The organism is Zobellella iuensis (assembly GCF_016746085.1).
Classification (GTDB): Bacteria; Pseudomonadota; Gammaproteobacteria; order Enterobacterales; family Aeromonadaceae; genus Oceanimonas; species Oceanimonas iuensis.
This window is the reverse complement of sequence record NZ_JAERTZ010000014.1, coordinates 19564-45539: the sequence shown is the minus strand read 5'-3', so window position 1 is coordinate 45539 and position 25976 is coordinate 19564. Positions and strand designations below refer to the sequence as shown.

The window sequence follows — 25976 nt, the reverse complement described above, 5'->3', positions numbered from 1 at the left end:
TATAACTATTGACAAAAAACCAAGTTATTCAACATACGTTGCCCTCCTCCCTTCTGCAGCATCATTTGCCGGAAATAGGGGAATATGGAACAATCATCCTTATGTTAGCTTTATTAGTCTGGTGATTGCGTGATAGATGGCGACGGTTTTCGTCCCAATGTAGGCATAGTGATCTGCAATCGCAAAGGCCAGGTATTATGGGCCAGACGCTACGGGCAACACTCCTGGCAGTTTCCCCAGGGCGGGGTGGACGATGGTGAAACACCGGAACAGTCCATGTACCGGGAGCTGTACGAGGAGATAGGGCTCAGGCCCGAAAACGTGACCCTGCTGGCGGTGACCCGCCACTGGCTCAAGTACAAGTTACCCAAGCGTTTGGTGCGGTGGGATAGTAATCCCGTCTGCATAGGTCAAAAGCAGAAATGGTTTCTGCTGCGGTTGGATTCGGATCATGAATCACACATCGAGTTCGGCTGCCACGGGCATCCGGAGTTCGATGACTGGCGCTGGGTCAGCTACTGGTATCCGGTGCGGCAGGTGGTGTCTTTCAAACGGGAAGTGTATCGACGGGTACTGAGGGAATTTGCCCCCATTGTGATGGCGGAGCAAGGCCGTAAAGACGGGCGTAAACGGTACCGATAGCCCGTTCGACAAAGGAGTAGGCGGCAGTGTTAAAGGAATTGCGAGAAATCGTTCAGCGGGTAACGGCCAGCTCCGATCTCAACGAAGCCATGTCCGAGCTGGTCAGGAAGACCCGTGAAGCCATGCAGGTCGATTGCTGCTCCATTTATCTGCGCCAGGATCTGGAGCAGGCCTACCTGCTTGCCGCTACCGACGGCTTGGCGGCCGAGGCGGTGGGGCATGCCAAAATCCCGCTGGGGGAGGGTATCGTTGGTTTGATCGGTGAAAAAGAAGAACTGATCAACCTGGCCGATGCCCAGCACCACCCCAAATTCAAATACCTGCCCGAAGCCCATGAAGATGCCTTCAAGTCTTTCCTGGGCGCGCCTATTATTCACCAGCGCAAAGCCCTGGGTGTACTGGTGGTACAGCAGAAACAGGTGCGCTTGTTCGAGGAAGGGGAAGAGTCCTTCCTGGTGACCCTGGCTTCCCAGCTGGCCACCGTGATTGCCCATGCGGAGGCCAAGGGCAACCTCAAGTCCCCCAATTGGCACGGCATGTTGCGCGGCCTGGCCGGCTCGCCCGGCGTGGCCATCGGTCGTGCCTGGGTGTGGCGGCCCAAGGTCGAGCTGGACCAGATAGCGGAGCGCAAGGCGGATGATCCGGCGGTGCAGCATGCGCGCTTCGACAAGGTCCTGGTCCAGGTGGAGGATGAACTCGACAGCATGGCCCTGCGCTTCAAGGAGTCCCAGGCCAGTGAGTCGGTCGCGGTGTTCGAGGTGTACCAGTATATCCTCAAGGATCCGGTGTTCATCGGCTTGATCCGTGAAGAGATTGAGCGGGGCTGGCGCGCCGGCAGTGCAGTCAAGCGGGTCTGTGAAAAGCAAATCGCCCAGTTCTCGACCATGTCCGATCCTTATCTGCGGGAGCGGGCGGCGGATATCCGCGATCTGGGGCAGCGACTGCTGACCCGGTTGATCCATGAGGATGAAGGCCCTGTGCCCCTGGCGGAGCCGGTTATTCTGGTGGCGGATGAGATCAGCGCCACCCTGATCGCCGAGATCCCCCGCGGCAAGTTGAAAGGCATAGTCTCGGCGAAAGGCTCCATTAACTCCCATGCGGCCATCCTGGCCCGGGCCATGGGCATCCCTGCGGTGATGGGCATCGATCACTCCTTCGAGCTGCTGGAGGAACGTACGCTGATCGTCGACGGCTACAGTGGCGAGCTGCTGGTCGAGCCAGTGGCGTCGGTACTGCGAGAATACCGCCGGCTGATCGCCGAAGAAGCGCAGATGGACGAGTTGTTTGCCACCGTGCGCAACGAGCGCTCGGTGACGCTGGACGGGGTCACGGTGTCCTTGCTGCTCAACGCGGGCCTGAGCGCCGATACCGATATTGCCATGAACGATGCCGCAGATGGGGTGGGGCTGTTCCGTACCGAAATCCCCTTTATGATGCGGGATCGCTTTCCTTCCGAGCACGAGCAGGCCACCAACTATCGCCGGGTGCTGACCAGCTATGTGGGCAAGCCGGTGTGCATGCGGACCCTGGACGTGGGCGGCGACAAGCAGCTGCCCTATTTTCCCATCGTCGAGGAAAACCCCTTCCTCGGCTGGCGCGGCATCCGCCTGACCCTGGATCACCCCGAGATCTTCCTGGTGCAGCTCAAGGCCATGCTGCGCGCCAGTCAGGGGCTGGACAACCTCTCCATCATGCTGCCCATGGTCGGCAACCTGGACGAGGTGCGGGTGGCCCGCCGGCTGCTGGACCGGGCCTGGCGCGAGGTGTCTGCCGAGACCGCGACCCAGCAGGAAGTGATCCGCTACCCCAGTCTGGGGGTGATGATCGAAGTGCCCTCGCTGCTTTACCAGTTGCCGGAGCTGGCGCCGCTGGTGGACTTCTGGTCGGTGGGCACCAACGATCTGACCCAGTATCTGCTGGCGGTGGATCGCAACAACGGTCGGGTGGCGGATATCTACGATGCCATGCACCCGGCGGTATTGCGGGCCTTGCAGCAGATCATCGACGCGGCCCGTCGCTATGCCAAGCCGGTTTCCATTTGTGGCGAGCTGGCCGGGGATCCGGTCGGGGTGCTGGTATTGCTGGCCATGGGCTATCGCCGTTTCAGCATGAACAACAGCAATATCATGCGTATCAAGTATATCGTGCGCCAGTCCCGCACCGATGAGCTGCAAAAGGTGTTCCAGGAAGCCTTGAGCCATCAGCATACCGGCGCTCTCAAGGGCGTCTTCGGTCGTTACCTGGAAGAGCGGGGCCTGGGCGGGTTGTTGCGCGCCGGCAGATAGGCCTCCGCCGGCGATAGGCCTTAGCGACGTAGTTCCTGCTTTTAGATTGACGCGATTGCATGCACAATACCGCTTTTGTTTTTGACGGGGTAACTGCATGTCAGCAAGCCACTGGGTGTTTCCCGGGTTCGATCCCATCGCCATACAGCTCGGTCCCCTGGCGGTCCACTGGTACGGACTCATGTATCTGCTGGGGTTTGTCTTCGCCTGGTGGATGGCCAACCGCCGGGCGGCGCAGCCGGGCTCCGGCTGGACCAGGGATCAGGTGTCCGACGTTCTGTTCTACGGGTTTCTCGGGGTTATCCTCGGCGGTCGCCTGGGCTATGTGTTCTTCTATCAATTCGACACCTTCCTGGCCGATCCCCTCTACCTCATCAAGATCTGGACCGGCGGCATGTCCTTCCACGGTGGCCTGGTCGGGGTCATTACCGCGCTTTGGCTGTTTGCCCGCAAGCACAGGAAAACCTTCTTTACCGTTTCCGATTTTATCGCCCCGCTGATCCCTTTCGGCCTGGGCGCCGGCCGCATCGGCAACTTTATCAACGGTGAGTTGTGGGGCCGGGTCACCGAGGTGCCCTGGGGCATTATCTTCCCGGCGGCGGGCGCACTGCCGCGCCACCCGTCCCAGCTCTATCAGTTCGCGCTGGAAGGGGTGGCGCTGCTGATCATCCTCAACCTGGCCTGGCGCCTGAAGGCCCCGCGCGGCGTGGTGTCCGGCCTGTTCCTGCTGTGCTACGGCCTGTTCCGCTTTATGGTCGAGTTCGTGCGCGAGCCGGATGCCCACCTCGGCCTCTATCTCAACCTGTTCAGCATGGGGCAGTTGCTGTCCATGCCGATGATGGTGGCCGGTCTCATCATGATATGGGCGGCCTGCCGCCGTTCCCACTGGTTTGCCAACGGAGAAAAAACCGCATGAAAGCCTACCTGGAGCTGATGCAGCACATTCTGGAGCAGGGCGAGCAAAAAGAAGACCGCACCGGTACCGGTACCCTGTCGGTATTCGGTCATCAGATGCGCTTCAATCTGCGGGAAGGCTTTCCCCTGGTGACCACCAAGAAGTGCCATCTGAAATCGATCATCCACGAGCTGCTGTGGTTCCTGAACGGAGACACCAATATCGCCTACCTCAAGGACAAGGGTGTCAGCATCTGGGACGAGTGGGCCGACGAGCACGGCGATCTGGGCCCGGTCTATGGCCACCAGTGGCGCAGCTGGCAGGGGGCGGACGGCCGGGTCATCGATCAGATAAGCCAGGCCCTGGACACCATCAGGCACAATCCGGACAGTCGCCGTATCATCGTCTCGGCCTGGAACGTGGGCGAGCTGGACCAGATGGCGCTGGCGCCCTGCCACGCCCTGTTCCAGTTCTACGTGGCCGGCGGCAGGCTCTCCTGCCAGCTTTATCAGCGCAGTTGCGATGTCTTCCTGGGGCTGCCCTTCAATATCGCCAGCTACGCCCTGCTGACCCATATGATGGCTCAGCAGGCGGGACTGGAGGTGGGTGATTTCGTCTGGACCGGGGGCGATGTGCATCTGTATCGCAACCACCTGGAGCAGGCCCGGCTGCAACTGGGCCGTGAGCCCCGGCCGCTGCCGACCCTGCGCCTGGTCCGCAAGCCCGAGTCCCTGTTCGATTATGCGTTCGAGGATTTCATTCTCGAAGGCTATGAGCCGCATCCCCATATCAAGGCGCCGGTGGCCATTTAAGCGGTATTTTTACTGTTAACAATGTTGGAGGTTGGTGGCAGGTTTTGTTTTATATCGGATATAATAGTGTTTAATTGTAGTTTTATTCTGTTTTTCAGAATTATTTAGCCGAAACAACCGATTACTCCTGCCCAGATGAGCTGATTACACTCGGGTGATTCCGAGTCGTGGAGTCTCATCTATGTCAAACGTATTGAAGCGGTTTCTGGCCATGGAATCGGCCAGTGGCATCCTGCTGATCCTGGCGGCCCTGGCCGCCATTTTGCTGGCCAACAGCGGCTGGGCCCATCTCTATAGCTCCTTTCTCGACACCCGAGTCCAGGTGCGCATCAGCGCCCTGGATCTGGATAAGCCGCTGCTGTTATGGGTGAACGATGGCCTGATGGCGCTGTTCTTCCTGTTGATCGGCCTCGAGGTCAAGCGCGAGCTGGTGGAAGGGGCCCTGTCCCGGCGGGAGCAGGCGCTCTTTCCCGCCCTGGCGGCCCTCGGCGGCATGGTCTTTCCGGCTCTCTGGTTCCTGCTGTTCACTGCCGACGATCCCCTGACCCGGAACGGCTGGGCCATTCCCGCCGCCACCGACATCGCCTTCGCCCTGGGGGTGATGGCCCTGCTCGGCAAGCGGGTGCCCCTGAGCCTCAAGGTATTCCTGCTGGCGCTGGCCATCATCGACGATCTGGGAGTGATCCTCATCATCGCCCTGTTCTACAGCCATGGCCTCTCCCTGCCTCCCCTTGGGATAGCCCTGCTCGCCATCGTCGGACTGCTGCTGCTCAACCGCAGCCGGGTCGGCAGCCTGGCACCCTACCTGTTGCTGGGGCTGGTGGTCTGGGTGGCGGTGCTCAAGTCCGGCATCCACGCCACCCTGGCCGGGGTGCTGCTGGGCTTTCTGGTGCCCCTGTACCATGCCGGCGGCTCTCCCTCCAAGCGATTGGAGCATGCCCTGCATCCCTGGTGCGCCTTCCTGATCCTGCCGCTGTTCGCCTTTGCCAATGCCGGTGTATCCTTGCGGGGGCTGTCGCTGGGCGATCTTTCCTCCGCCCTGCCGCTGGGGGTGATGATGGGGCTGCTGATGGGCAAGCCCATGGGAGTCTTCCTGATCAGCTGGCTGTCGGTGAAGCTGCGCATCGCCCAGTTGCCGGCAGGGGTCTGCTTCAAGCAGATCTTCGCGGTCTCGGTGCTGTGCGGCATCGGCTTCACCATGTCCATCTTCATCACCTCCCTGGCCTTCGGCGGCCACGCCGACCTGGCCAACCTGTCCCGGCTGGGGATACTGCTGGGCTCGACCCTGGCGGCCCTGATCGGTTACGCCATGCTGCACCTGGCCCTGCCCCGGGCCCGGCCGGCGATAGCCGGGGAGTCGGTTCGGGTCTGAGCGGCCGGAGTAGCCCAGCAGGCGGCCGGGTATTGAAATCCGGCCGCTTTCATTATGATGGGGGCTCTCGCCATGGGAGCGGGTGCTTTGTCACGGCCCAATGGCAACCATCTGGAGCAGGCCCGACTGCAACTCGGCCGCGAGCCAAGATCTTTGCCCGGAATGCGGTTGGCGCGCCGCCCGGCATCCCTGTTTGAGTATGTTTGTTGGTGTTTTATTCTGCGGTACTGCCATCCTTGCCCGCATATAAAAGCACCTGTTGCCATTTGACAGATTTTTGTTTTTAAATAAATCTTAACTTAAGATTAATATTTTGATTTCATCGGCATTGATGAGTCATTTTGCTCTTTGGTTCGTTTTTCCCGAGGTGTTAATCAGAAAAAACCGATGACTACCTGTGCGACAAGCTGATTGCACTCGGGCCTGCACTTTGAGAAGGAGCTCGTATATGTCTCGTGTGCTTAAACGCTTTCTGGCCATGGAATCGGCCGCCGGGGTGTTGCTGATCATCGCCGCCCTGATCGCCATGCTGATGGCCAATACCGCCCTGGCCGGCCTTTATCAAGAGTTGCTCAATACGAGCATCCAGCTGCGCATCGGTGAACTGGATCTGGACAAGCCCTTGCTGCTGTGGGTGAACGACGGCATGATGGCGGTGTTCTTTTTGCTGGTGGGACTCGAGGTCAAGCGGGAGATGGTGGAGGGGGCGCTCTGCACCCGTGAAAAGGCCCTGTTCCCGGCGCTGGCCGCCATCGGCGGCATGCTGTTTCCCGCCCTCTGGTTCATGCTGCTGAATCTCGGTGAGCCGGTCAACCAGAGCGGCTGGGCCATTCCCGCCGCCACCGACATCGCCTTTGCCCTGGGGGTGATGACGCTGCTGGGCAAGCGGGTGCCGCTCAGCCTCAAGGTGTTTCTGCTGGCCCTGGCGATCATCGATGATCTGGGGGCCATCATCATCATCGCCCTGTTTTACAATCACGGCCTGGAGCTGACGGCGCTGGCGTCAGCCGGCCTCGGCATTGCCGGCCTGATGTGGCTGAACCGGGCCCGGGTGTGCAATCTGGTGCCCTACTTGGTGCTGGGCTGGATCGTCTGGGTGGCGGTGCTGAAGTCGGGTCTTCACGCCACCCTGGCCGGGGTGATACTGGGGTTCCTGATCCCGCTCTACGGCCATCGTTTCTCGCCCTCCAAGCAGCTGGAGCAGTTTCTCAACCCCTGGTGTGGCTTCATGATACTGCCGCTGTTCGCCTTCGCGAACGCCGGTGTGTCGCTGGAGGGACTGTCGTTCGCCGACCTGTCCTCGACCCTGCCCCTCGGCATCATGGCGGGGCTGCTGTTGGGCAAGCCCATGGGCATCTTTCTGTTCAGCTGGCTGGCGGTGCGCCTGGGCTACGCCCAGTTGCCGACCGGCGTCGGTTTCCGGCAAATCTTCGCGGTGTCGGTGCTGTGCGGCATCGGCTTTACCATGTCCATCTTTATCTCGTCGCTGGCCTTTGCCGAGCAGGCCCAACTGGCCAACCTGGCACGGCTCGGCATTCTGATGGGATCCAGCATGTCGGCCGTGGCCGGCTACCTGATGCTGAAGTGGGCACTGCCGCAACAGGTGCCGGCGCGCGCAGAGCAGGCGCACACGCAACCGGTCTGAGGCATTGCCGTCTCTCCCCATGCCGGCCGGGTGTAAAAACCCGGCCGCTTTCATTATGATGGAGCATTGAGCATCGGAGACGGCACCTTGTCACACCTGAATTACAACCATCTCTATTATTTCTGGATGACCCAGAAGAAGGGGTCGGTCACCAAGGCCGCCGAGGCCCTGTTCCTGACCCCGCAGACGGTCACCGGCCAGATCCGCCAGCTGGAGCAGCGCCTGGGCGGCAAGCTGTTCAAGCGCAAGGGCCGGCAACTGGAGGCGAGCGAGCTGGGGCAACTGGTTTTCCAGTATGCGGATCGCATGTTCAGCCTGTCCTACGAGATGCTGGATATCGTCAACTACCGCAAGGAAGATCACCTGGTGTTCGAGGTGGGCATCGCCGATGCCCTGTCCAAGCGACTGGCCAGCCGGGTGCTGCTGTCGGTGATCCCCAACGACGGCTCCATCCACCTGCGCTGCTACGAGTCCACCCACGAGATGCTGCTGGAGCAGCTCAGCCAGCACAAGCTGGACATGATACTGTCCGATTGTCCGGTGGACTCGGCCCAGCACGCGGGCTTGTTGTCCAAGAAGCTGGGCGAGTGCGATATCGGCTTCTACTGCCGCGAGCCCCTGCCCACCCGGCCCTTTCCCGCCTGCCTGGAGGAGCGGCGGCTGCTGATCCCGGGGCGACGCACCGCCATGGGGCGACAGCTACGGCACTGGCTGGAGGTGCAGGGACTCAAGCCGCAGATCCTGGGCGAGTTCGACGATGCGGCCCTGATGAAGGCCTTCGGTTTTTTTAACCAGGGGATTTTTGTCGCCCCGGCCATCTACCGGGATGCGATTCTACAGTACCAGCCGGTGATCGAGATTGGCCGGGTGGAAGAGCTGAAGGAAGAGTATTATGTCATCTTTGCCGAGCGGATGATCCAGCACCCGGCGGTTAAACGACTGTGCGAGAGTGACTTCACCTCGCTGTTCTCCGGCCTGGACGATTTTTCCGCGGTTACGCCTCCGGCGACCTTCGACAGCGAGCTGAGTTGACAATCTGAATGTGGACACCATGATGGCATTGAATATGGAAGAAATGGAGGCCAACGCCGCCCAGGCGGTCAAGCTGCTCAAGGCCCTGGCCAATGAGCGCCGGCTGTTTATTTTGTGTCACTTGCTCGACAAGGAATTGTCGGTGGGGGAGATGAACCAGCACCTGGGCCTGAGTCAGTCTGCGCTGTCCCAGCATCTGGCCATTTTGCGCAACGACGATCTGGTGCAAACCCGGAAAGAGGCACAAACCGTTTTTTATTCGTTGAAAAGCGAAGAGGTGCGCGAGGTGATCGCCCTGCTGCACCGGCTTTACTGTCGTGAAGAATGAAGAGTGAGGCAGGAGGAGTTAGGGGGATGGGAGCGACTCCGGACTGTGCCTGAAAATTAGGACAAAGCAGATGGCGGGGCTATGTTCACACCTCACCTTTCTACAGGCAATAAAAAACCGGCCAAGGCCGGTTTTTTGACGCATCAGAAGAAGCCGCTGTTACAGGGCTTTGATCTGGGCGTTCAGGCGGCTCTTATGACGAGCAGCCTTGTTCTTGTGGATCAGGCCTTTGGTGGCCATGCGGTCCAGCAGCGGCTGAGCGGCGTTGAAAGCTTGCTGAGCGTTCGCTTTGTCACCGGTAGCGATGGCGGCAACTACTTTCTTGACGTAGGTGCGCACCATGGAGCGGCGGCTGGCGTTGTGCTTACGGCGTTTCTCTGCTTGAATCGCGCGTTTCTTAGCAGATTTAATATTAGCCAAGGTAAAACTCCTAAAACTGTCTTAGCGAGTGTTCTTAAAAGGCCGAGGAATATGCCTTTTTCACCGCTGATTGTCAATTGATTTGTGCAAATAAACACCGCCCTGTGGTCAGGCACAGGGCGGGGGGTTAAACTGTCGGCCGAATTCTAGCAGCATTCCCCTGCGTTCAGCAATTTTCTTACCGCGAGGTTTTCATTTTGAGCAAGGCGCTTTTGCGATCGGGCCTGATTGTGTCCGCCATGACCCTGGTTTCCCGGGTGCTGGGCCTGGTACGTGATGTGGTGATCGCCAACCTGATGGGGGCCGGGGCGGCGGCCGACGTCTTCTTCTTTGCCAACCGCATTCCGAACTTTTTGCGCCGGCTGTTTGCCGAGGGCGCCTTCAACCAGGCCTTCGTGCCGGTGATGACCGAATACAAGCAGACCCGCAGTTTCAAGGATACCCAGGACTTGTTGGCGGCGGTGTCCGGCACCCTGGGACTGATCGTGACCGGGGTGACCCTGGCGGGCATCATCGGCTCCGGTGCCGTTACCGCCCTGTTCGGGGCCGGCTGGTTTATGGAGTGGTTGCAGGACGGGCCCGAGGCGCACAAGTTTGAACTGGCCTCGCTGCTGCTGAAAATCACCTTTCCCTACCTGTGGTTTATCAGCTTCACCGCCATGGCCGGCGCCATTCTCAATACCTTCGGCAAGTTCGCGGTGTCCTCCTTCACCCCGGTGTTCCTCAATGTGGCGCTGATTGCGGCGGCACTCTGGTTGTCGCCGCGGCTGGCCCAGCCCGAGCTGGGGCTGGCCATCGGCGTCTTTGCCGGCGGGTTGCTCCAGTTTTTGTTCCAGTTTCCCTTTCTGGCCCGGCTGCATCTGCTGGTGCGGCCGCGCTGGGCCTGGCACCATCCGGGGGTAGTGAAAATCCGTACCCTGATGATACCGGCGCTGTTCGGGGTATCGGTCAGCCAGGTGAACCTGTTGTTCGACACCATGCTGGCGTCCTTCCTGGCCACCGGCTCCATCAGTTATCTGTACTACTCGGACCGGTTGCTGGAGTTCCCCCTTGGCCTGTTCGGCATCGCCATCGCCACCGTGATCCTGCCGGTCCTGTCCAGCCGCCATGTGGATGATGCCAGGGATGGTTTCGCCGCCACCATGGACTGGGGAGTGCGGATGGTGCTGCTGATGGGGTTCCCCGCCATGCTGGGGCTGATCGTGCTGAGCGAGCCCATGCTACGGGTGCTGTTTATGCGCGGTGAATTCGGTATGGAGGAGGTTTCGGCGGCAGGCAAAAGCCTGGTGGCCTATGGCCTGGGGCTGCAGGCCTTTATGCTGATCAAGGTGCTGGCGCCGGGTTACTATGCCCGCCAGGACACCAGGACGCCGGTGCGTTTCGGCATCATCGCCATGATGGCCAATATGCTGTTCAACGCCATTCTGATTTTCCCCCTCGGTTATGTGGGCCTGGCGTTGGCCACGGCCCTGTCGGGCATACTCAATGCCGGGCTGCTGGCCTGGGGTCTGCATCGGCGCGGGGTATACCATCCCAGCCGGGAAACCGGGCTCTTTGCCCTCAAGGTCGCGCTGGCCGGCAGTGGCATGGCGGGGCTGTTATGGTGGCTGTCGCCGCCGCTGGCGGTATGGGCCGGATGGGGTCTGCTGAGCAGCAGCCTGCATCTGTGCGGCTATATCGGGGCCGGCGCCCTGTGTTACGGTGTCCTGCTGCTGTTGGGCGGGGTACGGATTAAGCACTTCAAAACCGGGTAGCAAGGGCTGATCCTTAAGGCCGCCTGGGGTATAATCCGCCGATTTGCAGGGGCCGGCAGCGGAGTTTATGGAGCTTATTCGCGGCATTCACAACATCAAGCCATGGCATCACGGCTGTGTGCTGACCATCGGCAACTTCGATGGCGTGCATTTGGGGCACCAGGCGGTGTTGCACCGCCTGACCGAGCAGGCGCAGAGGCTCGGGGTGCCGTCCTGCGTCATGGTGTTCGAGCCCCAGCCCCAGGAATTGTTTGCCGGGGCCGAGGCACCGCCCCGGCTGACCCGGCTGCGGGAGAAATACCTGCAGCTGGCCCGGCTCGGTATCGACCGCCTGCTGTGTGTGCGCTTCAACGTCGCCTTCGCCGCCCAGTCGCCGGACGATTTTATCCGCGGCCTGCTGGTCGACCGGCTCGGCGTGCGCTTTCTGGTGGTGGGCGATGATTTCCGCTTCGGTCGCAACCGGGGCGGGGATTTCGGGCTGCTGACCCGGGCCGGGCGCGCCTTCGATTTCGAGGTGGTCAGCACCCAGAGCTGGCGGATGAACAGCCAGCGGGTCAGCAGCACCCTGATCCGCGAGGCATTGGCGGCAGGGCGGCTGGACAACGCCAACCAGATGCTGGGGCGGCCCTTCAGCTTGCACGGCCGGGTGGCCCATGGCGCCAAGCTGGGGCGGACCATCGGCTTTCCCACTGCCAATGTGGCGCTCAAGCGCCAGGTGATACCGGTATCCGGGGTCTATGTGGTGGAGCTGCTGCTCGGCGGCAGGCGTTATCCCGGGGTGGCCAATATCGGCCACAAGCCCACCGTCAGCGGCACCCGCGCCCTGTTGGAAGTCCATCTGTTCGACTTTGCCGGCGATATCTACGGCAGGCAGGTGGAAGTGGAGCTCCGCCACAAATTGCGGAACGAACAAAAATTCGCATCCTTTGCACTGTTAAAGGAGCAGATTCAACGCGATGCCGCCGCCGCCCGCCAATGGCTCGGGCTGGCGCCATCAGAACCGAACGGAATATAGGACTCATGAGCGACTATAAAAATACCCTGAATTTGCCCGAAACGGAGTTTCCCATGCGCGGCAACCTGGCTCAGCGCGAGCCGGAGATGCTCAAGCGCTGGCTCGAAGAGGACCTGTACGGTGCCGTTCGTCGCGCCAAGGCCGGCAACAAGCCCTTTATTCTGCACGACGGTCCTCCCTACGCCAACGGCAGCATTCACATCGGTCACTCGGTCAACAAGATCCTCAAGGACATCATCGTCAAGTCCAAGGGCCTGCTGGGCTACGACTCCCCCTACATTCCCGGCTGGGACTGCCACGGCCTGCCCATCGAGCTGAAGGTGGAAGGCAAGGTCGGCAAGCCCGGGGTCAAGGTGTCTGCCGCCGAATTCCGCGAGGCCTGTCGGGCCTACGCCAAGGAGCAGATAGCAGCGCAGAAAGCCGACTTTATCCGCCTGGGGGTGCTGGGAGACTGGGACAATCCCTACCTCACCATGAACTTCGACACCGAGGCCAACATTATCCGTTCCCTGGCCAAGATCATCGACAACGGCCACCTGCACAAGGGCTCCAAGCCGGTGCACTGGTGTACCGACTGCGGCTCGGCCCTGGCGGAAGCGGAGGTGGAATACGAAGACAAGCGCTCGCCGGCCATCGACGTACGCTTCCGGGCGGCGGATGAAGCCGCCGCCGTGGCCAGCTTCGACTGCGCCGATGGCCACACCGGCCGGGGCCCGGTGTCGGTGGTGATCTGGACCACCACCCCCTGGACCCTGCCGGCCAACCGGGCCGTGGCCCTGCATGCCGAGCTCAACTATGCCCTGGTGCAGGTGGAAGGCGACAGCCCCGAGCGGCTGATCCTGGCCGCCGATCTGGTCAAGGACGTGATGGACAGGGCCGGCATCGCCCACTACCACAACTTGGGTTATTGCCAGGGGGCGGCGCTCGAGCTCAAGCGTTTCCGCCACCCCTTCTACGACTACGAGGTGCCCGTGGTACTGGGCGAGCATGTCACCACCGACTCCGGTACCGGCGCCGTGCATACCGCCCCCGGCCACGGCCAGGAAGACTTCGTGGTCGGTCAGAAGTACGGCCTGGAAGTGGCCAACCCGGTGGGCGGCAACGGCGTCTACCTGCCCGACACCGAACTGTTCGCCGGCCAGCACGTGTTCAAGGCCAACGACGCCGTGGTGGAGGTGCTCAAGGAGCGCGGTGCCCTGCTGCACCACGAAGCCTATAACCACTCCTATCCGCACTGCTGGCGCCACAAGACGCCCATCATCTTCCGGGCCACGCCCCAGTGGTTCATCAGCATGGAGCAGGCCGGGCTGCGCAGCCGGGCGTTGAGCGAAATCCGCAAGGTGCAGTGGGTACCCGAGTGGGGCCAGAACCGCATCGAGGCCATGGTGGAAAACCGCCCCGACTGGTGTATTTCCCGCCAGCGTACCTGGGGCGTGCCCATCGCCCTGTTCGTGCACAAGGACACCCAGGCCCTGCATCCCCGTGCCACCGAGCTGATGGAGCAGGTCGCCAAACGGGTGGAGCAGGCCGGCATCCAGGCCTGGTGGGATCTGGATCCCGCCGAGCTGCTGGGCGAGGAGGCCGGCCAGTACGAGAAGGTGCTGGACACCCTGGACGTCTGGTTCGACTCCGGCTCTACCCACGCCTCGGTGGTGGACGTGCGGCCCGAGTTCCAGGGCTACCCGGCCGACATGTACCTGGAAGGCTCGGATCAGCACCGGGGCTGGTTTATGTCGTCGCTGATGATCTCCACCGCCATGAAAGGCCATGCTCCCTATCGCCAGGTGCTGACCCACGGCTTTACCGTGGACGGCCAGGGCCGCAAGATGTCCAAGTCCATCGGCAACGTGGTCAGCCCCCAGGAAGTGATGAACAAGCTGGGTGCCGACATCCTGCGGCTGTGGGTGGCGAGCACCGACTACTCCGGCGAGATGACCGTCTCCGACGAGATCCTCAAGCGCAGCGCCGATGCCTACCGCCGCATCCGCAATACCGCCCGCTTCCTGCTGGCCAACCTGAATGGCTTCGACCCGGCCACTGACATGGTGGCGCCGGAAGACATGGTGGTGATCGACCGCTGGGCGGTGGGCCGGGCCCAGTCCATCCAGCAGGACATCACCAAGGCCTATGACGAGTACAATTTCCATCAGGTGACCCAGAAGCTGATGCAGTTCTGCTCGGTGGAAATGGGCTCCTTCTACCTGGATGTGATCAAGGATCGGCAGTACACCGCCAAGGCCGACAGCCAGGCGCGCCGCTCCTGCCAGACCGCCCTCTATCATATCGTCGAGGCCCTGGTGCGCTGGATGGCGCCGATCATGAGCTTTACCGCCGACGAAATCTGGGCCCTGCTGCCCGGCGAGCGGGATCGCTTCGTGTTCACCCAGGAATTCTACGACGGCCTCTTCGGCCTGGCGGAAGGCGAGCCACTGAACGACGCTTACTGGGCCGAATTGCTCAAGGTGCGCCAGGCGGTGAACAAGGCGCTGGAAACCGCCCGTAACGACAAGGTCATCGGGGCCGCTCTGGAAGCCGAGATCACCCTGTTTGCCGACGAGGCGCTGGCTGCCAGACTGAACCGGCTGGAGGACGAGCTGCGCTTCGTGATGCTGACCTCCAGGGCGGTGGTCAAGCCGCTGGCCGAGGCCGACGGTGCGACCGACACCGAACTGGCCGGGCTCAAGGTGCGGGTGGCCAAGAGTGGCGCCGACAAGTGCGGCCGCTGCTGGCACCATGTGGAAGACGTGGGCAGCCATGAGGGCCACGACGGCATCTGTGGCCGCTGTGTGTCCAACGTGGCGGGAGACGGCGAAGTTCGCCGGTTTGCCTGATGAAGCCCTTGTTCGATACCGGTCTGCGCTGGTGGTGGCTGGCCATCGTCGCCATGGTGCTGGATCAGGTCACCAAGTGGCTCACCGTGTCCTATCTGGACTACGGCTACCCGGGGGTGGAAATCACCCCCTTCTTCAACCTGGTGCACGTATACAACCCGGGCGCGGCGTTCAGCTTCCTGGCCGATCAGGGCGGCTGGCAGCGCTGGTTCTTCGCCGGCCTGGCCTGCGCCGTGACACTATTGCTCAGCATCTGGATGTACAAGGCACCCAGAAGCGCCCGCTGGCTGCCGGCGGCCTATGCGCTGATCATCGGCGGTGCCCTGGGTAACGTGATCGACCGCCTGGCGCTGGGCCACGTGGTGGACTTTCTCGACTTCTACGTGGGCAATTGGCACTGGCCCGCCTTCAACCTGGCCGACAGCTTTATCTTCGTCGGTGCCGCCATGATCATCATCGACAGTTTCAGGAAGGACAGCCCCCAATGAGCAAACAGATAGGTCCGAGCAGCGAGGTGCTGTTTCACTTCACCATCAAGCTGGAAGACGGCTCGGTGGCCGACAGTACCCAGTTGCACGGCAAGCCCGCCAGGCTGCAGATGGGCGACGGCAGCCTGACCCCCAACTTCGAGGCCTGCCTGCTGGGGCTGGAAGCCGGCGCCAAGAAGCGCTTTGAGCTGGGGCCGGACGACGCCTTCGGGGCGGTCAACCCGGACAATATCCATCATATGGAACGCAGCCGTTTCGCCGCTGACATGGAGTTGGAAGAGGGCGCCATCCTGTCCTTTACCCAGCCCAACGGCGCCGAAATTCCCGGCATAGTGCGCGGCGTGGCCGGTGACTCGGTCACCGTGGACTTCAATCATCCCCTGGCCGGTCATAATGTGACCTTCGAGGTGGAGATCCTGGCCGTCGATCAATCCGGAGCCTGACATGGATATTTTACTCGCCAATCCCCGCGGTTTTTGCGCCGGTGTGGACAGGGCCATCAGCATAGTACAGAGCGCCCTGGAAAAATTCGGGGCGCCCATCTACGTGCGCCACGAGGTGGTGCACAACCGCTATGTGGTGAACAAGCTCAAGGACGCGGGCGCGGTGTTCGTGGACGAGCTGGACCAGGTGCCGGACGGTAATATCGTGATCTTCTCCGCCCACGGCGTGTCCAAGGCGGTGCGGGAAGAGGCGAAAAACCGGGGACTCAAGGTGTTCGACGCCACCTGCCCCTTGGTGACCAAGGTGCATATGGAGGTACACCGGGCCAGCAAGAAAGGCATCGAAACCATCCTTATCGGCCATGCCGGCCATCCGGAGGTGGAAGGCACCATGGGCCAGTATGAAAGCACCGAGGGCGGCATGTACCTGGTGGAAAGCCCGGCCGATGTGGCCAGCCTCGAGGTCAAGCATCCGGACAACCTCACCTTCGTGACCCAGACCACCTTGAGCGTGGACGAGACCTCGGATGTGATCGACGCCCTGCGCCTGCGCTTCCCCACCATCGAAGGGCCGCGCAAGGACGACATCTGCTACGCCACCCAGAACCGACAGGACGCGGTGCGGGAGCTGGCTACCAAGGTGGAGCTGATGCTGGTGGTGGGCTCGCGTAATTCCTCCAACTCCAATCGCCTGCGCGAACTGGCCGAAAAAGTCGGCACCCAAGCCTATCTGATCGACTGTGTCGAAATGATCGATGGCGCCTGGCTCGACGGCGTGGCCCGGGTGGCGGTCACCGCCGGGGCTTCGGCACCCGAGGTGCTGGTGCAGGAGGTCGTCGATCACCTGCGGCAACTGGGGGGGCGCACCGTGGTAGAACACCCGGGGCGGGAAGAAAACATCGTCTTTGAAGTCCCGGCCGAACTCAAGGTTAAACCGGTTTCCTGACGTGGCCTGAACCCGAGGCCTATATGGCGACTCGGGTTTGGTTTCGGCCGCCTTGCTTGGCCTGGTAGAGGGTGTCGTCCAGCCGTTTGAGGGTGGCGGACAAGCTGCGTGTCGTACTGAGCTCCACCAACCCGATGCTCACCGTCATGGTCGGCTGCGGTGCCGGCGTAGGTACCGGGGTGCAGGCCAGGGTGGAGCGTAGCCGTTCGGCCACCACCAGAGCCCTGTCGGCATCGGTATTGGGCAGCAAGACCAGGAATTCTTCACCGCCCCAGCGGCCTATGGTGTCCGTGGCTCGAAATACGTTGCGGGCAAGGCGGGCAAAATGGAGCAGGGCATCGTCACCCACCTGGTGGCCATAGTCGTCGTTGAGCTGTTTGAAGTAGTCGATATCGATCATCAACAGGCTGGCCGGCTCGGACCTGGATGTGAGCTGCTGATGGTGCTGCTTGAGCAGGGCGCTGAAGGCGCGGCGATTGGCCAGGCCGGTCAGGGGATCGGTGGCGGCCAGCACCGCCAATTTTTCCCGGGTTTGATCCAGATCGTTAAGCATCTCTGCTTGCTGCCGGTTGGTCCGGCCCAATTCCAGCAGCCGCATCACCTGGCGAGCCAGTGCCGCTAGGTCGTCGATCACCTGCGGCAACTGGGGGGGCGCACCGTGGTGGAACACCCGGGGCGGGAAGAAAACATCGTCTTTGAAGTCCCGGCCGAACTAAAGGTTAAACCGGTTTCCTGACGTGGCCTGAACCCGAGGCCTATATGGCGACTCGGGTTTGGTTTCGGCCGCCTTGCTTGGCCTGGTAGAGGGTGTCGTCCAGCCGTTTGAGGGTGGCGGACAAGCTGCGTGTCGTACTGAGCTCCACCAACCCGATGCTCACCGTCATGGTCGGCTGCGGTGCCGGCGTAGGTACCGGGGTGCTGGCCAGGGTGGAGCGTAGCCGTTCGGCCACCACCAGAGCCCTGTCGGCATCGGTATTGGGCAGCAAGACCAGGAATTCTTCACCTCCCCAGCGGCCTATGGTGTCCGTGGCTCGAAATACGTTGCGGGCAAGGCGGGCAAAATGGAGCAGGGCATCGTCACCCACCTGGTGGCCATAGTCGTCGTTGAGCTGTTTGAAGTAGTCGATATCGATCATCAACAGGCTGGCCGGCTCGGACCTGGATGTGAGCTGCTGATGGTGCTGCTTGAGCAGGGCGCTGAAGGCGCGGCGATTGGCCAGGCCGGTCAGGGGATCGGTGGCGGCCAGCACCGCCAATTTTTCCCGGGTTTGATCCAGATCGTTAAGCATCTCTGCTTGCTGCCGGTTGGTCCGGCCCAATTCCAGCAGCCGCATCACCTGGCGAGCCAGTGCCGCTAGCAAGGTTTGCTGCCGCTCACTCAGGATCCTGGGCTGATAATCCAGGACGCACAAGGTACCCAGGGCCAGCCCTTCCGGCGTGGTCAGCAGGGCGCCGGCATAAAAACGCAGGTAGGGCTCCCCCGTGATCAGTGGATTGCCGGCGAAACGAGGATCTTCACGGGTATCCTGCACCACGAACAGCCCTTCCTGCCGAATGGCGTGGGCACAGATGGAGATATCCAACGGGGTTTCCCGCACGCCCAGGCCTACTTCCGATTTGAACCACTGCCGCCGATCATCGATAAAATTGATCACCGCGACCGGCGTGTCACAGACATAGGCGGCCAGTTGGGCAATATCATCAAAAGAGGACTCAGACGGGGTGTCCAGAATATGGTAACGGCGCAGGGCCGCTAACCGTTGCTGTTCCGAAGCCATGTCGTTCACCGTTATCAAGGTCTCCTGCCGGGGAAAAAACATCAATACCTGTTGCTGTTTGTACCCGTGCGGATCTGTTGGCTCTTGACGGCCGGCGGGGTCATGATGGCCCCTGATGCCAGAGTATGAGGCGGGCGCGGTGAAAATGCCATTGTTTTAGTCGTAGGCGGCGGGCGCTTCGGCTCCGGTTATCGCCAGCATTCCGGTGGCGTTTTTTCACTGCTCCGGTTTAGTGTCAGTACACTGCAACTGGTGCCGCCTTCCTTGTCGTTCTGCTGGGCTGAACCGGGTTTGGCGGTGGCGGTAAGGGTATAACTGCTGCCGGACAGGGCGGCGCTAAAGCTGTAGTGGGCGCTGCTGGTGGGATGGATCAGATCGGCCGCCGAGCTGGTGTACGCCGGATGGGAGATGCGCCATTCTTCCTGCTGGAGCTGCATTCGATACAGCATCTGAATCGCCTCTATCCTCTTGCTTTTTATCATATAACTTGCAAGCGACGGGTAGGCGACGGCGGTGATGATCGCCAGCACGGCCATGGTGATCAGCAGTTCCATCAGGCTCAATCCATGGCTCTTCCGCATCGGCTCCTTCCTTGTCTAAAGCTGGCCTGTGGATCAAGCTTACTCCAAGCTGCGCCTTTTGCCGTAGCCATCTCCCCCTTCACGGAGAAGCAGATGACACGGGGTCACGCAGGTCTCACACTGGTCGAGCTCTTGGTCGGCATGGCCGTTTTGGCCGTGCTGTTGGTGATTGCCGTACCCAGTTTTCAGACGCTGCGTCAGCAGTATCTGGTGCGCAGCGCCGGCATGGTCGTCTACTCGGATCTGCAACTGGCGCGGAGCGAGTCCATCAAGCGTAACCGGGCGGTCACTGTCTGCTTTACCGGCTTGGGCAGTACCAACTGGAGCTATCAGCTGCGGGATTCCGCCGATTGTACCGGCACCGTGCTGGAAAGCGTAAATGGGCAGGGCTTTCCCGCCATCACCCTCACCGCCAGCTATGGTGGCGGCCTGCTGACCTTCCGGCCCCGGCGCAATACCCTGACTGCCGGCAATGTCACCCTTTCCCATGGCAGCCACGGCATCAAGGTGATGACCTGGAACAACAGCATCATCCGCACCTGCTCCGACGACAGTCTGATAGGGGTGCCGCGATGCTGAGGGTAAAGCAACAGCAAGGTATGAGCCTGGTGGAAATGCTGGTGTCGTTGGTCGCCGGCCTGGTGGTGGTGGCCGGGGGCGTCGCGCTTTTTAGCGCCGTTATCGTATCCGGCACTACCACCCTGATGCTGTCTCGCCTGAATCAGGAGGTGCAGGCGGTGATCGATATGATCGCCCGGGATATTCAGCGGGCGGGGTATCATCCCGGCGCCGCCCTGGAGATGGCCGATGAGGTTTCTCCGGCCCTGTCGGTGGCGAGGAAATACATCTTTTCCACTACGGCTGACCTCTATACCGCCGCCGGGGACACTCGGCCCAGCTGCATCAGGGTGAAATACTGGGATCCGGAGCCGGCTTCGGGTTTCGGCAGTATTGTCAGAACCTACGGCTATTCTTCCTCCGGCAAGCTGCTCAGGGTCAATACCCTGTATACCGAGCCTGCCGGTGCCGCCCTGGCCAGTGCCGACTGCAGCACCGGTGCCCAGCTGGTGGCCAGCCCGGAAGTGGTGATCGATAATCTGGAATTCGAACTGGTTTCCAGCGGTAACCCTAGCGGGGTCAGGGCGGTGAATATCCGTCTGTCCGCCACCCATGCCAGAAATCCGAAACTGTCCCTCAGCCTGGAGCGACGGGTGAAGATAAGAAACGATGACTACTGATATGAGTCACGCCAGGCGCCGTGGATTCACCACCCTGGCGCTCACCCTGATACTGCTGTCGATACTGGCGGCGGTATCGGCCTTTATCGGTAAGGTGCTGATCGCCGACAAACGCCTGACCCTGAATGAAATCGAATACCGGGTAGCCATGGCGGCAGCCGAAAAGGGCATCAGTGAGGCCATGGCGGAACTCAGGGTCAACCCCGCCACCACGGCCATCTCCGGCGGCATTGCCAGCGCCTCCGCCAGCGGCAGTTACCAGGTCACCATCACGCCCAACGGGGTGGCGAATGTCACCGATATGGTGTCGGTGGCCACTCTGGCAACCGGCACCGTTGCCACCGTCAGCGTGCAGGTAGCGGCGCGTGGCATCTTGAATCCGGCCCATTCCGGGCCGGCCGCGCCCTTGCTGGTGGCCGGCACTTTTCCTGCCAACGGTACTATTACCGTGGTAGCCAACCCCAACGGCGGCGGCCCCGGCATCCCCGTGTCCATCTGGTCGGCCGGAAAGGTCGATATCGGTGGCAATGCAACGACCTGCGGCCTGGACGAATATCACCACGGTGGCTGCAACAAGGATAATGCCTACAGCTACAAGGCGGGCGGCGAAACCCTTATCGGGCCGGATATTGTCGCCAACGCTGCCGACTTTCCCGGCGACCTGGTGGACTATGTGTTTGGCGAGCCGGACAGTGCCGCAGGTTGGGCCAGGATCGAAGCGCGGGCCACGGCGATCGTCAACAGCTGCAGCGATCCCAGGATCACGGGCGGTGCCGGCGTTTTTATCGTGGAAAAGGTCCAACACTGCACCATAGGTTCTATTGGAACCCAGGCGGCGCCCGTGGTGCTGATTATCAAGGACAGCCAGCTTACCATCAACGCCAACAGCCAGGTTTACGGCCTGGTCTTTGCCTATGACTCCGATCCCTCGGGAGGAGACGAATATAAGATAACCATCAATGGCGGCGCCAAACTCTTTGGCATGATGCTGGTCAATCATAACAACATCGACCTTCCCAACGGCAATTATGCCGCCATCTACGACCCCAAAGTGCTTTGCCATATCAATGACTGTGACGAAGGGGGCCCGGGCGCTGGTGGAAGCCCCTTTGTTGCCCTCGGTTATGTCCCCGGCAGTTGGAAGGACTGGGAGTAGGCAATGAAAAAGCAGGCGGGGTTCGGTTTGGTCGAGGTGGTGATCGCCTTTATTCTGGTGGCGGTCACGGCCGGCTCCCTGCTGCAACTGCACAAGGTATACCTGGAATACAGCCGGGACGGCCGTTACCGGGAGGTGGCGCTGCGCCTGGCCGAGTCGAAACTCGATGAACTAAGGGGGTTTGGCCGTATCGCCGATTACCAGGCCATAGCCAGCAGCAGCGCTCCCGAATCGGTCCGGGTGGACGATACCGACTATGCCATCGAATGGGGAGTGAGCGACTATGGCTGGGACGGCGGCGCCTGGGTGACGCCGCTCCCTTCGGGGGTGGCCTCCGGGAAGAAGGCGATCGACATCACCGTAGGCTGGAGCCAGCCCGATGGCGGCGGGAGCTTGCGGCTCGAATCGGTGCTGTCACCCCATCTGTCCATCGGCAGCGGTCCTTTCGGTACCGGTGGTGATAACTTGGGCTCAGGTAAAGGGGGACCCAGGATATCCCATACTCCAGGCAAGTTTCCTGATGTAGTAGCGATCAACCTAGGCGATGATCTTATTCAGGAAACCAGTAAAGCGGTTATTACCGTTGCCAAGGATCCCGCCAGTATTCGTGTGAGTGAAAAAACGGTGATCTACGACTCGTCGAATAACAAGCGGCAAGAACAGGAGGTGGAAACGGTATCCTGCACCTGCAAGTTAGAGAGTCTCGGCGATGCTGAACTGCCTGCCCAGAGAAGCCTTTTGGGGCAGTTGTCCTACTGGCGGCGGGGGGGAGGGGAGAATAAAAAAAGAGGAGCCCCCATAGATAATCAACAGGATCCTTTTTGCGGGCTTTGCTGTAAAAACCACTTCGATGGCTCTAGACACGAATTTAGCCATTGGCATGATGCAATCAAGTGGAAGAATGGCGAAAAAATAGATGGCCCTCATGCCCATTATGATACTCCATCAGGAATGGCCGTTGAAAATGTTTCCTCCCCCTACCTGGAGTCCTGCCGCCTTGTCCGTATTGATGGCTTTTTCAAGGTGGCCAGCGACTGGAACCTGGTGGTGTTCAATGTGTTACCAGAACACTTCTTGAGTGAGAAAGAAGAGAAATACCAAGAATATGTGAGGAGGGTGGCGCTGGAATATATGAGGGCCCAGATAAAGGACGGTGATGCTTATGATGTAAATGGTTATACGCTTCCTGCCGAATTTGAGTCCTTCTATTCCTTCCTGGGGATTGAGAAATCAATCACAGTGCAGCCTTCATCAACTACCAGGCTGGTGGCCAGGGGTATCTATGTGGATATTATATCTCCCGGCTACCGCCAATCCTTGCTGCTCAGAATGGAGGATGGTGAAAATACTTCTATTGCTACATTACTGGAAAAAGGATTTATTCGTTACCTTCCCTTTGAAGAGAAAGAGCTTACCGACAAGGTAAGCTGGAGCAGTGACGAAAAGGATATTGCCGGAGTGGAGTCCGGCAGCGAGCTGAAGGCAGGTACCCAGGGTGAAACAACTCTCAGAGCCAGTATGCTTCGCAGCAATAGCGGCCTAACCAGCAACAGTCCCATTTCCCCGTTTGAGCGGGAGAATCCTGTGATAACGACCCTGGATGTTCATGTGTCAGAGGCTCCCTGAGCGCGGTAGGGCCTGACAAGCCCCGCTTCTTTCTTTACTATGCAGTTATCAGGACCCAACCACAGACAGACCCATGTCCCAACACCTTACCCTGGCCCTGGCGCAGCTTAACCTGACCGTGGGTGCCATCGAAGCCAATACCGATGCCATGCTGGCCGCCGCCGAACGGGCGACGGAGCAGGGCGCCGAGCTGGTGCTCTTTCCCGAACTGGCCGTGACCGGCTATCCGCCGGAAGATCTGCTGTTTCGCGACGATCTTTACCAGCGGCTAGACGCCGCCCTGAGCCGGCTGGCGGCGGCCAGCCGGCACACCGCCCTGGTGGTGGGACATCCCTGGCGGGAGGGCGGCAGGCTGTACAACGCCGCTTCCTTTTTTTACCAGGGCCAGCTGCTGGGGCGCTACTTCAAGCAGTTGTTGCCCAACTACGGCGTGTTCGACGAAAAGCGTTATTTCAGTGCCGGTGAGCAGTCCTGCGTGATCGAGTTCAAAGGGCATCAACTCGGCCTGCTGATCTGTGAAGACGTGTGGGAGCCTGCGCCCATGGCCAATGCCAAGGCCGCCGGCGCCGAGCTGGTATTGAGCCTGAACGCTTCCCCCTATCACAGGGGTAAGGCCTGGATCCGCGAGAGCCTGCTGGCCCAACGCAGCCGCGACAACCGGCTGCCCCTGCTGTACCTCAACCTGGTGGGGGGACAGGATGAACTGGTGTTCGACGGTCGTTCCAAGGTGTTCAACGCCGCGGGCGAGCTGACCCAGAACCTGCCGGCCTTCGGTGAGCAGTTGGCCCTGGTGCGACTGACGGACAAGGCGCCGGTGGCCGCCGAGATCCGGCCCGCACTGGACCCCCTGGCCGAGGTATACCAGGCTCTGGTGCTGGCCACCCGCGACTACGTCAACAAGAATGGCTTCAACGGCGCCGTGCTGGGCCTGTCCGGCGGCATCGACTCGGCCCTGACCCTGGCCATCGCGGTCGACGCCCTGGGCAAGGACAGGGTGCAGGCGGTGATGATGCCGTTCCGTTACACCGCCTCCATGAGCGTGGAGGACGCGGAGGAAGAGGCCCGCCACCTGGGGGTGGAGTTCAATATCGTTTCCATCGAGCCCATGTTCGACGCCTTTATGGGCCAGTTGGCGCCCCTGTTCGAGGGCACCGAGCGCGATACCACCGAGGAAAACCTGCAGGCTCGCGCCCGGGGGGTGCTGTTGATGGCCATTTCCAACAAGCGTCGTCGCCTGGTGCTGACTACCGGCAACAAGAGCGAGGTGGCGGTGGGCTACTGCACCCTCTATGGCGACATGGTGGGCGGTTTCGCCCCGATCAAGGACGTGCCCAAAACCCTGGTGTTCGAGCTGTCCAGATACCGCAACAGCCTGGGCTATGTGATCCCCCAGCGGGTGATCGAGCGGCCGCCTTCCGCCGAACTGGCACCGGATCAGCTCGACCAGGACAGCCTGCCCCCGTATGATGTGCTGGACGCCATCCTTGAAGCTTATGTCGAACAGGACAAATCCCTGGAGCAACTGTTGGCGGCCGGCTTTGCCGAAGCCGATGTGCGCCGGGTGATCAAGCTTGTTGATATCAACGAATACAAACGTCGCCAGAGCGCGGTGGGGCCGCGGATCACGCCGCGCAACTTCGGCAAGGACCGGCGTTACCCCATCACCTCCGGGTTCGGCAAAATAAATTGGTAAGGAGCCACCGATGAAGAAGATCGAAGCCATCATCAAACCCTTCAAGCTGGATGACGTGCGCGAAGCCCTGGCCGAACGCGGCATCACCGGCATGACCGTATCCGAAGTCAAGGGCTTTGGCCGCCAGAAAGGTCACACCGAACTGTATCGCGGCGCCGAATACATGGTGGATTTTCTGCCCAAGGTCAAGCTGGAACTGGTGGTGCAGGACGACCTGGTCGAAGCCTGTATCGAGGCCATCGAGAACACCGCCCGCACCGGCAAAATCGGCGACGGCAAGATTTTCGTGTTCGATGTGGGCCGGGTGATCCGCATCCGCACCGGCGAGCAGAACGAAGAAGCGGTATAACAGGCCGGGGGGCTCGGGGCTGGTCGGTAGCGACCGACCACGACGGATTTCCGAATCCCCAGTCCCCGGTTTTAACGGCCCGGCTTTTTTGCCACAATGACCTATAGAATCATCAGTCGAGGAATACCAAATGCCACTGCTGGACAGTTTTACCGTCGACCATACCCGTATGGAGGCCCCGGCGGTGCGGGTAGCCAAAACCATGGCGACCCCCCATGACGACACCATTACCGTGTTTGATCTGCGTTTTTGCCTGCCGAACCAGGAAATCCTGTCGGAAAAGGGCATCCACACCCTGGAACACCTGTTTGCCGGTTTTATGCGTAACCATCTCAACGGCAACGGGGTGGAGATTATCGATATTTCCCCGATGGGCTGCCGTACCGGTTTTTATATGAGTCTGGTGGGGGCGCCGGACGAACAACGGGTGGCCGATGCCTGGAAGGCGGCGATGGAAGACGTACTCAAGGTGGAGGATCAGTCCCAGATCCCCGAGTTGAATGAATATCAATGCGGCACCTTTGTGATGCACTCGCTGGATGAAGCCAAGGCCATTGCCCGCAATATCATCGAGCGTGGTATCGGCATCAACAGTAACCAGGCACTCTCCTTGCCGGAAGATATGCTGAAAACCCTTTAATATTCCG

The 25976-nt window shown here is 60.8% G+C and carries 26 protein-coding genes and 1 pseudogene; 23 read left to right on the top strand and 4 right to left on the bottom strand.

Annotated features, from left to right (window positions below; translation table 11 throughout):
* The first annotated feature begins 129 nt into the window (after positions 1–129).
* The 9 genes from rppH (at position 130) to JKV55_RS05880 (ending at position 9011) form a co-directional block, all read left to right on the top strand.
* Positions 130–642: an RNA pyrophosphohydrolase gene (gene rppH, locus JKV55_RS05920; RefSeq protein WP_202083168.1), complete on the top strand. Its 513-nt coding sequence runs from the start codon at positions 130–132 to the stop codon at positions 640–642.
* Between the two features lie 26 nt (positions 643–668).
* Positions 669–2927, top strand: coding sequence for a phosphoenolpyruvate--protein phosphotransferase (gene ptsP, locus JKV55_RS05915; protein ID WP_202083166.1), 2259 nt, complete (start codon positions 669–671; stop codon positions 2925–2927).
* A gap of 97 nt (positions 2928–3024) precedes the next feature.
* Complete coding sequence (gene lgt / locus JKV55_RS05910; RefSeq protein ID WP_202083164.1) at positions 3025–3843, top strand: prolipoprotein diacylglyceryl transferase; 819 nt, start codon at positions 3025–3027, stop codon at positions 3841–3843.
* Positions 3840–4634, top strand: coding sequence for a thymidylate synthase (thyA, locus tag JKV55_RS05905; protein ID WP_202083163.1), 795 nt, complete (start codon positions 3840–3842; stop codon positions 4632–4634). Before lgt ends, thyA begins: the two co-directional genes overlap by 4 nt.
* Positions 4635–4815: 181 nt before the next feature.
* Positions 4816–6006: a Na+/H+ antiporter NhaA gene (gene nhaA / locus JKV55_RS05900; protein WP_202083161.1), complete on the top strand. Its 1191-nt coding sequence runs from the start codon at positions 4816–4818 to the stop codon at positions 6004–6006.
* A 54-nt stretch (positions 6007–6060) separates the two neighbouring features.
* Positions 6061–6276, top strand: a complete 216-nt coding sequence (locus tag JKV55_RS20220) for a thymidylate synthase (protein WP_202083159.1) — start codon at positions 6061–6063, stop codon at positions 6274–6276.
* Positions 6277–6454: 178 nt separating this feature from the next.
* Positions 6455–7651, top strand: a complete 1197-nt coding sequence (gene nhaA, locus JKV55_RS05890; protein WP_202083157.1) for a Na+/H+ antiporter NhaA — start codon at positions 6455–6457, stop codon at positions 7649–7651.
* 87 nt (positions 7652–7738) lie between these two features.
* Positions 7739–8683 carry a transcriptional activator NhaR gene (nhaR, locus tag JKV55_RS05885; RefSeq protein ID WP_202083155.1) on the top strand — a complete coding sequence of 315 codons (945 nt, stop codon included), beginning with the start codon at positions 7739–7741 and terminating at the stop codon, positions 8681–8683.
* Positions 8684–8711: 28 nt separating this feature from the next.
* Entirely contained in the window at positions 8712–9011 is a 300-nt protein-coding gene (locus JKV55_RS05880; protein ID WP_202083310.1) for an ArsR/SmtB family transcription factor, read from the top strand.
* 159 nt (positions 9012–9170) lie between these two features.
* Here the strand turns inward: JKV55_RS05880 and rpsT are convergent, their stop codons facing one another.
* A complete protein-coding gene (gene rpsT / locus JKV55_RS05875) occupies positions 9171–9431 on the bottom strand; it encodes a 30S ribosomal protein S20 (protein WP_094039150.1) in 261 nt (86 codons plus the stop codon).
* Positions 9432–9628: 197 nt separating this feature from the next.
* Between rpsT and murJ the strand changes: the two genes are divergently transcribed.
* The 6 genes from murJ (at position 9629) to ispH (JKV55_RS05845) (ending at position 16908) form a co-directional block, all read left to right on the top strand.
* The gene (gene murJ / locus JKV55_RS05870) at positions 9629–11185 is read left to right on the top strand and encodes a murein biosynthesis integral membrane protein MurJ (RefSeq protein WP_202083153.1); all 1557 of its coding nucleotides are present in this window, start codon (positions 9629–9631) and stop codon (positions 11183–11185) included.
* A 67-nt stretch (positions 11186–11252) separates the two neighbouring features.
* Positions 11253–12200, top strand: coding sequence for a bifunctional riboflavin kinase/FAD synthetase (gene ribF / locus JKV55_RS05865; RefSeq protein ID WP_202083151.1), 948 nt, complete (start codon positions 11253–11255; stop codon positions 12198–12200).
* A 5-nt stretch (positions 12201–12205) separates the two neighbouring features.
* Positions 12206–15031: an isoleucine--tRNA ligase gene (gene ileS / locus JKV55_RS05860; protein ID WP_202083149.1), complete on the top strand. Its 2826-nt coding sequence runs from the start codon at positions 12206–12208 to the stop codon at positions 15029–15031.
* Positions 15031–15519 (top strand): signal peptidase II, encoded by a 489-nt coding sequence (lspA, locus tag JKV55_RS05855; RefSeq protein WP_202083147.1) that lies wholly within the window; start codon positions 15031–15033, stop codon positions 15517–15519. The genes ileS and lspA overlap by 1 nt, the downstream gene beginning before the upstream one ends.
* On the top strand, positions 15516–15962 hold the full coding sequence (gene fkpB, locus JKV55_RS05850) for an FKBP-type peptidyl-prolyl cis-trans isomerase (RefSeq protein WP_202083145.1): 447 nt from the start codon (positions 15516–15518) through the stop codon (positions 15960–15962). The genes lspA and fkpB overlap by 4 nt, the downstream gene beginning before the upstream one ends.
* 1 nt (position 15963) lies before the next feature.
* Positions 15964–16908, top strand: coding sequence for a 4-hydroxy-3-methylbut-2-enyl diphosphate reductase (ispH, locus tag JKV55_RS05845; protein WP_202083143.1), 945 nt, complete (start codon positions 15964–15966; stop codon positions 16906–16908).
* A 19-nt stretch (positions 16909–16927) separates the two neighbouring features.
* Here the strand turns inward: ispH (JKV55_RS05845) and JKV55_RS05840 are convergent, their stop codons facing one another.
* Complete coding sequence (locus JKV55_RS05840) at positions 16928–17461, bottom strand: GGDEF domain-containing protein (protein WP_237332705.1); 534 nt, start codon at positions 17459–17461, stop codon at positions 16928–16930.
* Between the two features lie 69 nt (positions 17462–17530).
* On the opposite strand from JKV55_RS05840, the pseudogene ispH (JKV55_RS19905) reads away from it, so the two are divergent.
* Positions 17531–17644 (top strand): annotated as a pseudogene (gene ispH, locus JKV55_RS19905) (4-hydroxy-3-methylbut-2-enyl diphosphate reductase); the annotation flags it as partial.
* Positions 17645–17663: 19 nt separating this feature from the next.
* Here ispH (JKV55_RS19905) and JKV55_RS05835 read toward each other — a convergent pair.
* Together JKV55_RS05835 and JKV55_RS05830 are read right to left on the bottom strand one after the other, a co-directional pair.
* A complete protein-coding gene (locus JKV55_RS05835) occupies positions 17664–18686 on the bottom strand; it encodes a sensor domain-containing diguanylate cyclase (RefSeq protein ID WP_202083139.1) in 1023 nt (340 codons plus the stop codon).
* Between the two features lie 188 nt (positions 18687–18874).
* Complete coding sequence (locus tag JKV55_RS05830) at positions 18875–19267, bottom strand: type IV pilin protein (RefSeq protein WP_202083136.1); 393 nt, start codon at positions 19265–19267, stop codon at positions 18875–18877.
* Positions 19268–19360: 93 nt separating this feature from the next.
* On the opposite strand from JKV55_RS05830, the gene JKV55_RS05825 reads away from it, so the two are divergent.
* From JKV55_RS05825 to luxS, 7 genes are all read left to right on the top strand, one after another.
* Positions 19361–19846 carry a GspH/FimT family pseudopilin gene (locus tag JKV55_RS05825; RefSeq protein WP_202083134.1) on the top strand — a complete coding sequence of 162 codons (486 nt, stop codon included), beginning with the start codon at positions 19361–19363 and terminating at the stop codon, positions 19844–19846.
* A complete protein-coding gene (locus JKV55_RS05820) occupies positions 19840–20505 on the top strand; it encodes a PilW family protein (RefSeq protein WP_202083132.1) in 666 nt (221 codons plus the stop codon). Before JKV55_RS05825 ends, JKV55_RS05820 begins: the two co-directional genes overlap by 7 nt.
* A gap of 1 nt (position 20506) precedes the next feature.
* Positions 20507–21661, top strand: a complete 1155-nt coding sequence (locus JKV55_RS05815) for a hypothetical protein (RefSeq protein WP_202083130.1) — start codon at positions 20507–20509, stop codon at positions 21659–21661.
* A gap of 3 nt (positions 21662–21664) precedes the next feature.
* Positions 21665–23287: a type IV pilus modification PilV family protein gene (locus JKV55_RS05810; protein WP_202083128.1), complete on the top strand. Its 1623-nt coding sequence runs from the start codon at positions 21665–21667 to the stop codon at positions 23285–23287.
* 73 nt (positions 23288–23360) lie between these two features.
* Positions 23361–24980 carry an NAD+ synthase gene (locus tag JKV55_RS05805; RefSeq protein ID WP_202083126.1) on the top strand — a complete coding sequence of 540 codons (1620 nt, stop codon included), beginning with the start codon at positions 23361–23363 and terminating at the stop codon, positions 24978–24980.
* Between the two features lie 10 nt (positions 24981–24990).
* A complete protein-coding gene (gene glnB, locus JKV55_RS05800; RefSeq protein WP_202083124.1) occupies positions 24991–25329 on the top strand; it encodes a nitrogen regulatory protein P-II in 339 nt (112 codons plus the stop codon).
* Between the two features lie 130 nt (positions 25330–25459).
* On the top strand, positions 25460–25969 hold the full coding sequence (gene luxS / locus JKV55_RS05795) for an S-ribosylhomocysteine lyase (protein WP_202083118.1): 510 nt from the start codon (positions 25460–25462) through the stop codon (positions 25967–25969).
* Positions 25970–25976 lie beyond the last annotated feature (7 nt).

Bases quoted from the DNA above. Each gene is read 5' to 3' on its own strand.
- lspA (WP_202083147.1), top strand. From the start codon at position 15,031: ATGAAGCCCTTGTTCGATACCGGTCTGCGCTGGTGGTGGCTGGCCATC.
- nhaA (WP_202083161.1), top strand. From the start codon at position 4,816: ATGTCAAACGTATTGAAGCGGTTTCTGGCCATGGAATCGGCCAGTGGC.
- JKV55_RS20220 (WP_202083159.1), top strand. From the start codon at position 6,061: ATGATGGGGGCTCTCGCCATGGGAGCGGGTGCTTTGTCACGGCCCAAT.
- JKV55_RS05805 (WP_202083126.1), top strand. From the start codon at position 23,361: ATGTCCCAACACCTTACCCTGGCCCTGGCGCAGCTTAACCTGACCGTG.
- JKV55_RS05810 (WP_202083128.1), top strand. From the start codon at position 21,665: ATGAAAAAGCAGGCGGGGTTCGGTTTGGTCGAGGTGGTGATCGCCTTT.
- nhaA (WP_202083157.1), top strand. From the start codon at position 6,455: ATGTCTCGTGTGCTTAAACGCTTTCTGGCCATGGAATCGGCCGCCGGG.
- thyA (WP_202083163.1), top strand. From the start codon at position 3,840: ATGAAAGCCTACCTGGAGCTGATGCAGCACATTCTGGAGCAGGGCGAG.
- JKV55_RS05825 (WP_202083134.1), top strand. From the start codon at position 19,361: ATGACACGGGGTCACGCAGGTCTCACACTGGTCGAGCTCTTGGTCGGC.
- lgt (WP_202083164.1), top strand. From the start codon at position 3,025: ATGTCAGCAAGCCACTGGGTGTTTCCCGGGTTCGATCCCATCGCCATA.
- ileS (WP_202083149.1), top strand. From the start codon at position 12,206: ATGAGCGACTATAAAAATACCCTGAATTTGCCCGAAACGGAGTTTCCC.
- ribF (WP_202083151.1), top strand. From the start codon at position 11,253: ATGGAGCTTATTCGCGGCATTCACAACATCAAGCCATGGCATCACGGC.
- JKV55_RS05815 (WP_202083130.1), top strand. From the start codon at position 20,507: ATGAGTCACGCCAGGCGCCGTGGATTCACCACCCTGGCGCTCACCCTG.
- fkpB (WP_202083145.1), top strand. From the start codon at position 15,516: ATGAGCAAACAGATAGGTCCGAGCAGCGAGGTGCTGTTTCACTTCACC.
- JKV55_RS05830 (WP_202083136.1), bottom strand. From the start codon at position 19,267: ATGCGGAAGAGCCATGGATTGAGCCTGATGGAACTGCTGATCACCATG.
- ispH (WP_202083143.1), top strand. From the start codon at position 15,964: ATGGATATTTTACTCGCCAATCCCCGCGGTTTTTGCGCCGGTGTGGAC.
- JKV55_RS05820 (WP_202083132.1), top strand. From the start codon at position 19,840: ATGCTGAGGGTAAAGCAACAGCAAGGTATGAGCCTGGTGGAAATGCTG.
- glnB (WP_202083124.1), top strand. From the start codon at position 24,991: ATGAAGAAGATCGAAGCCATCATCAAACCCTTCAAGCTGGATGACGTG.
- luxS (WP_202083118.1), top strand. From the start codon at position 25,460: ATGCCACTGCTGGACAGTTTTACCGTCGACCATACCCGTATGGAGGCC.
- JKV55_RS05835 (WP_202083139.1), bottom strand. From the start codon at position 18,686: ATGGCTTCGGAACAGCAACGGTTAGCGGCCCTGCGCCGTTACCATATT.
- JKV55_RS05840 (WP_237332705.1), bottom strand. From the start codon at position 17,461: ATGCTTAACGATCTGGATCAAACCCGGGAAAAATTGGCGGTGCTGGCC.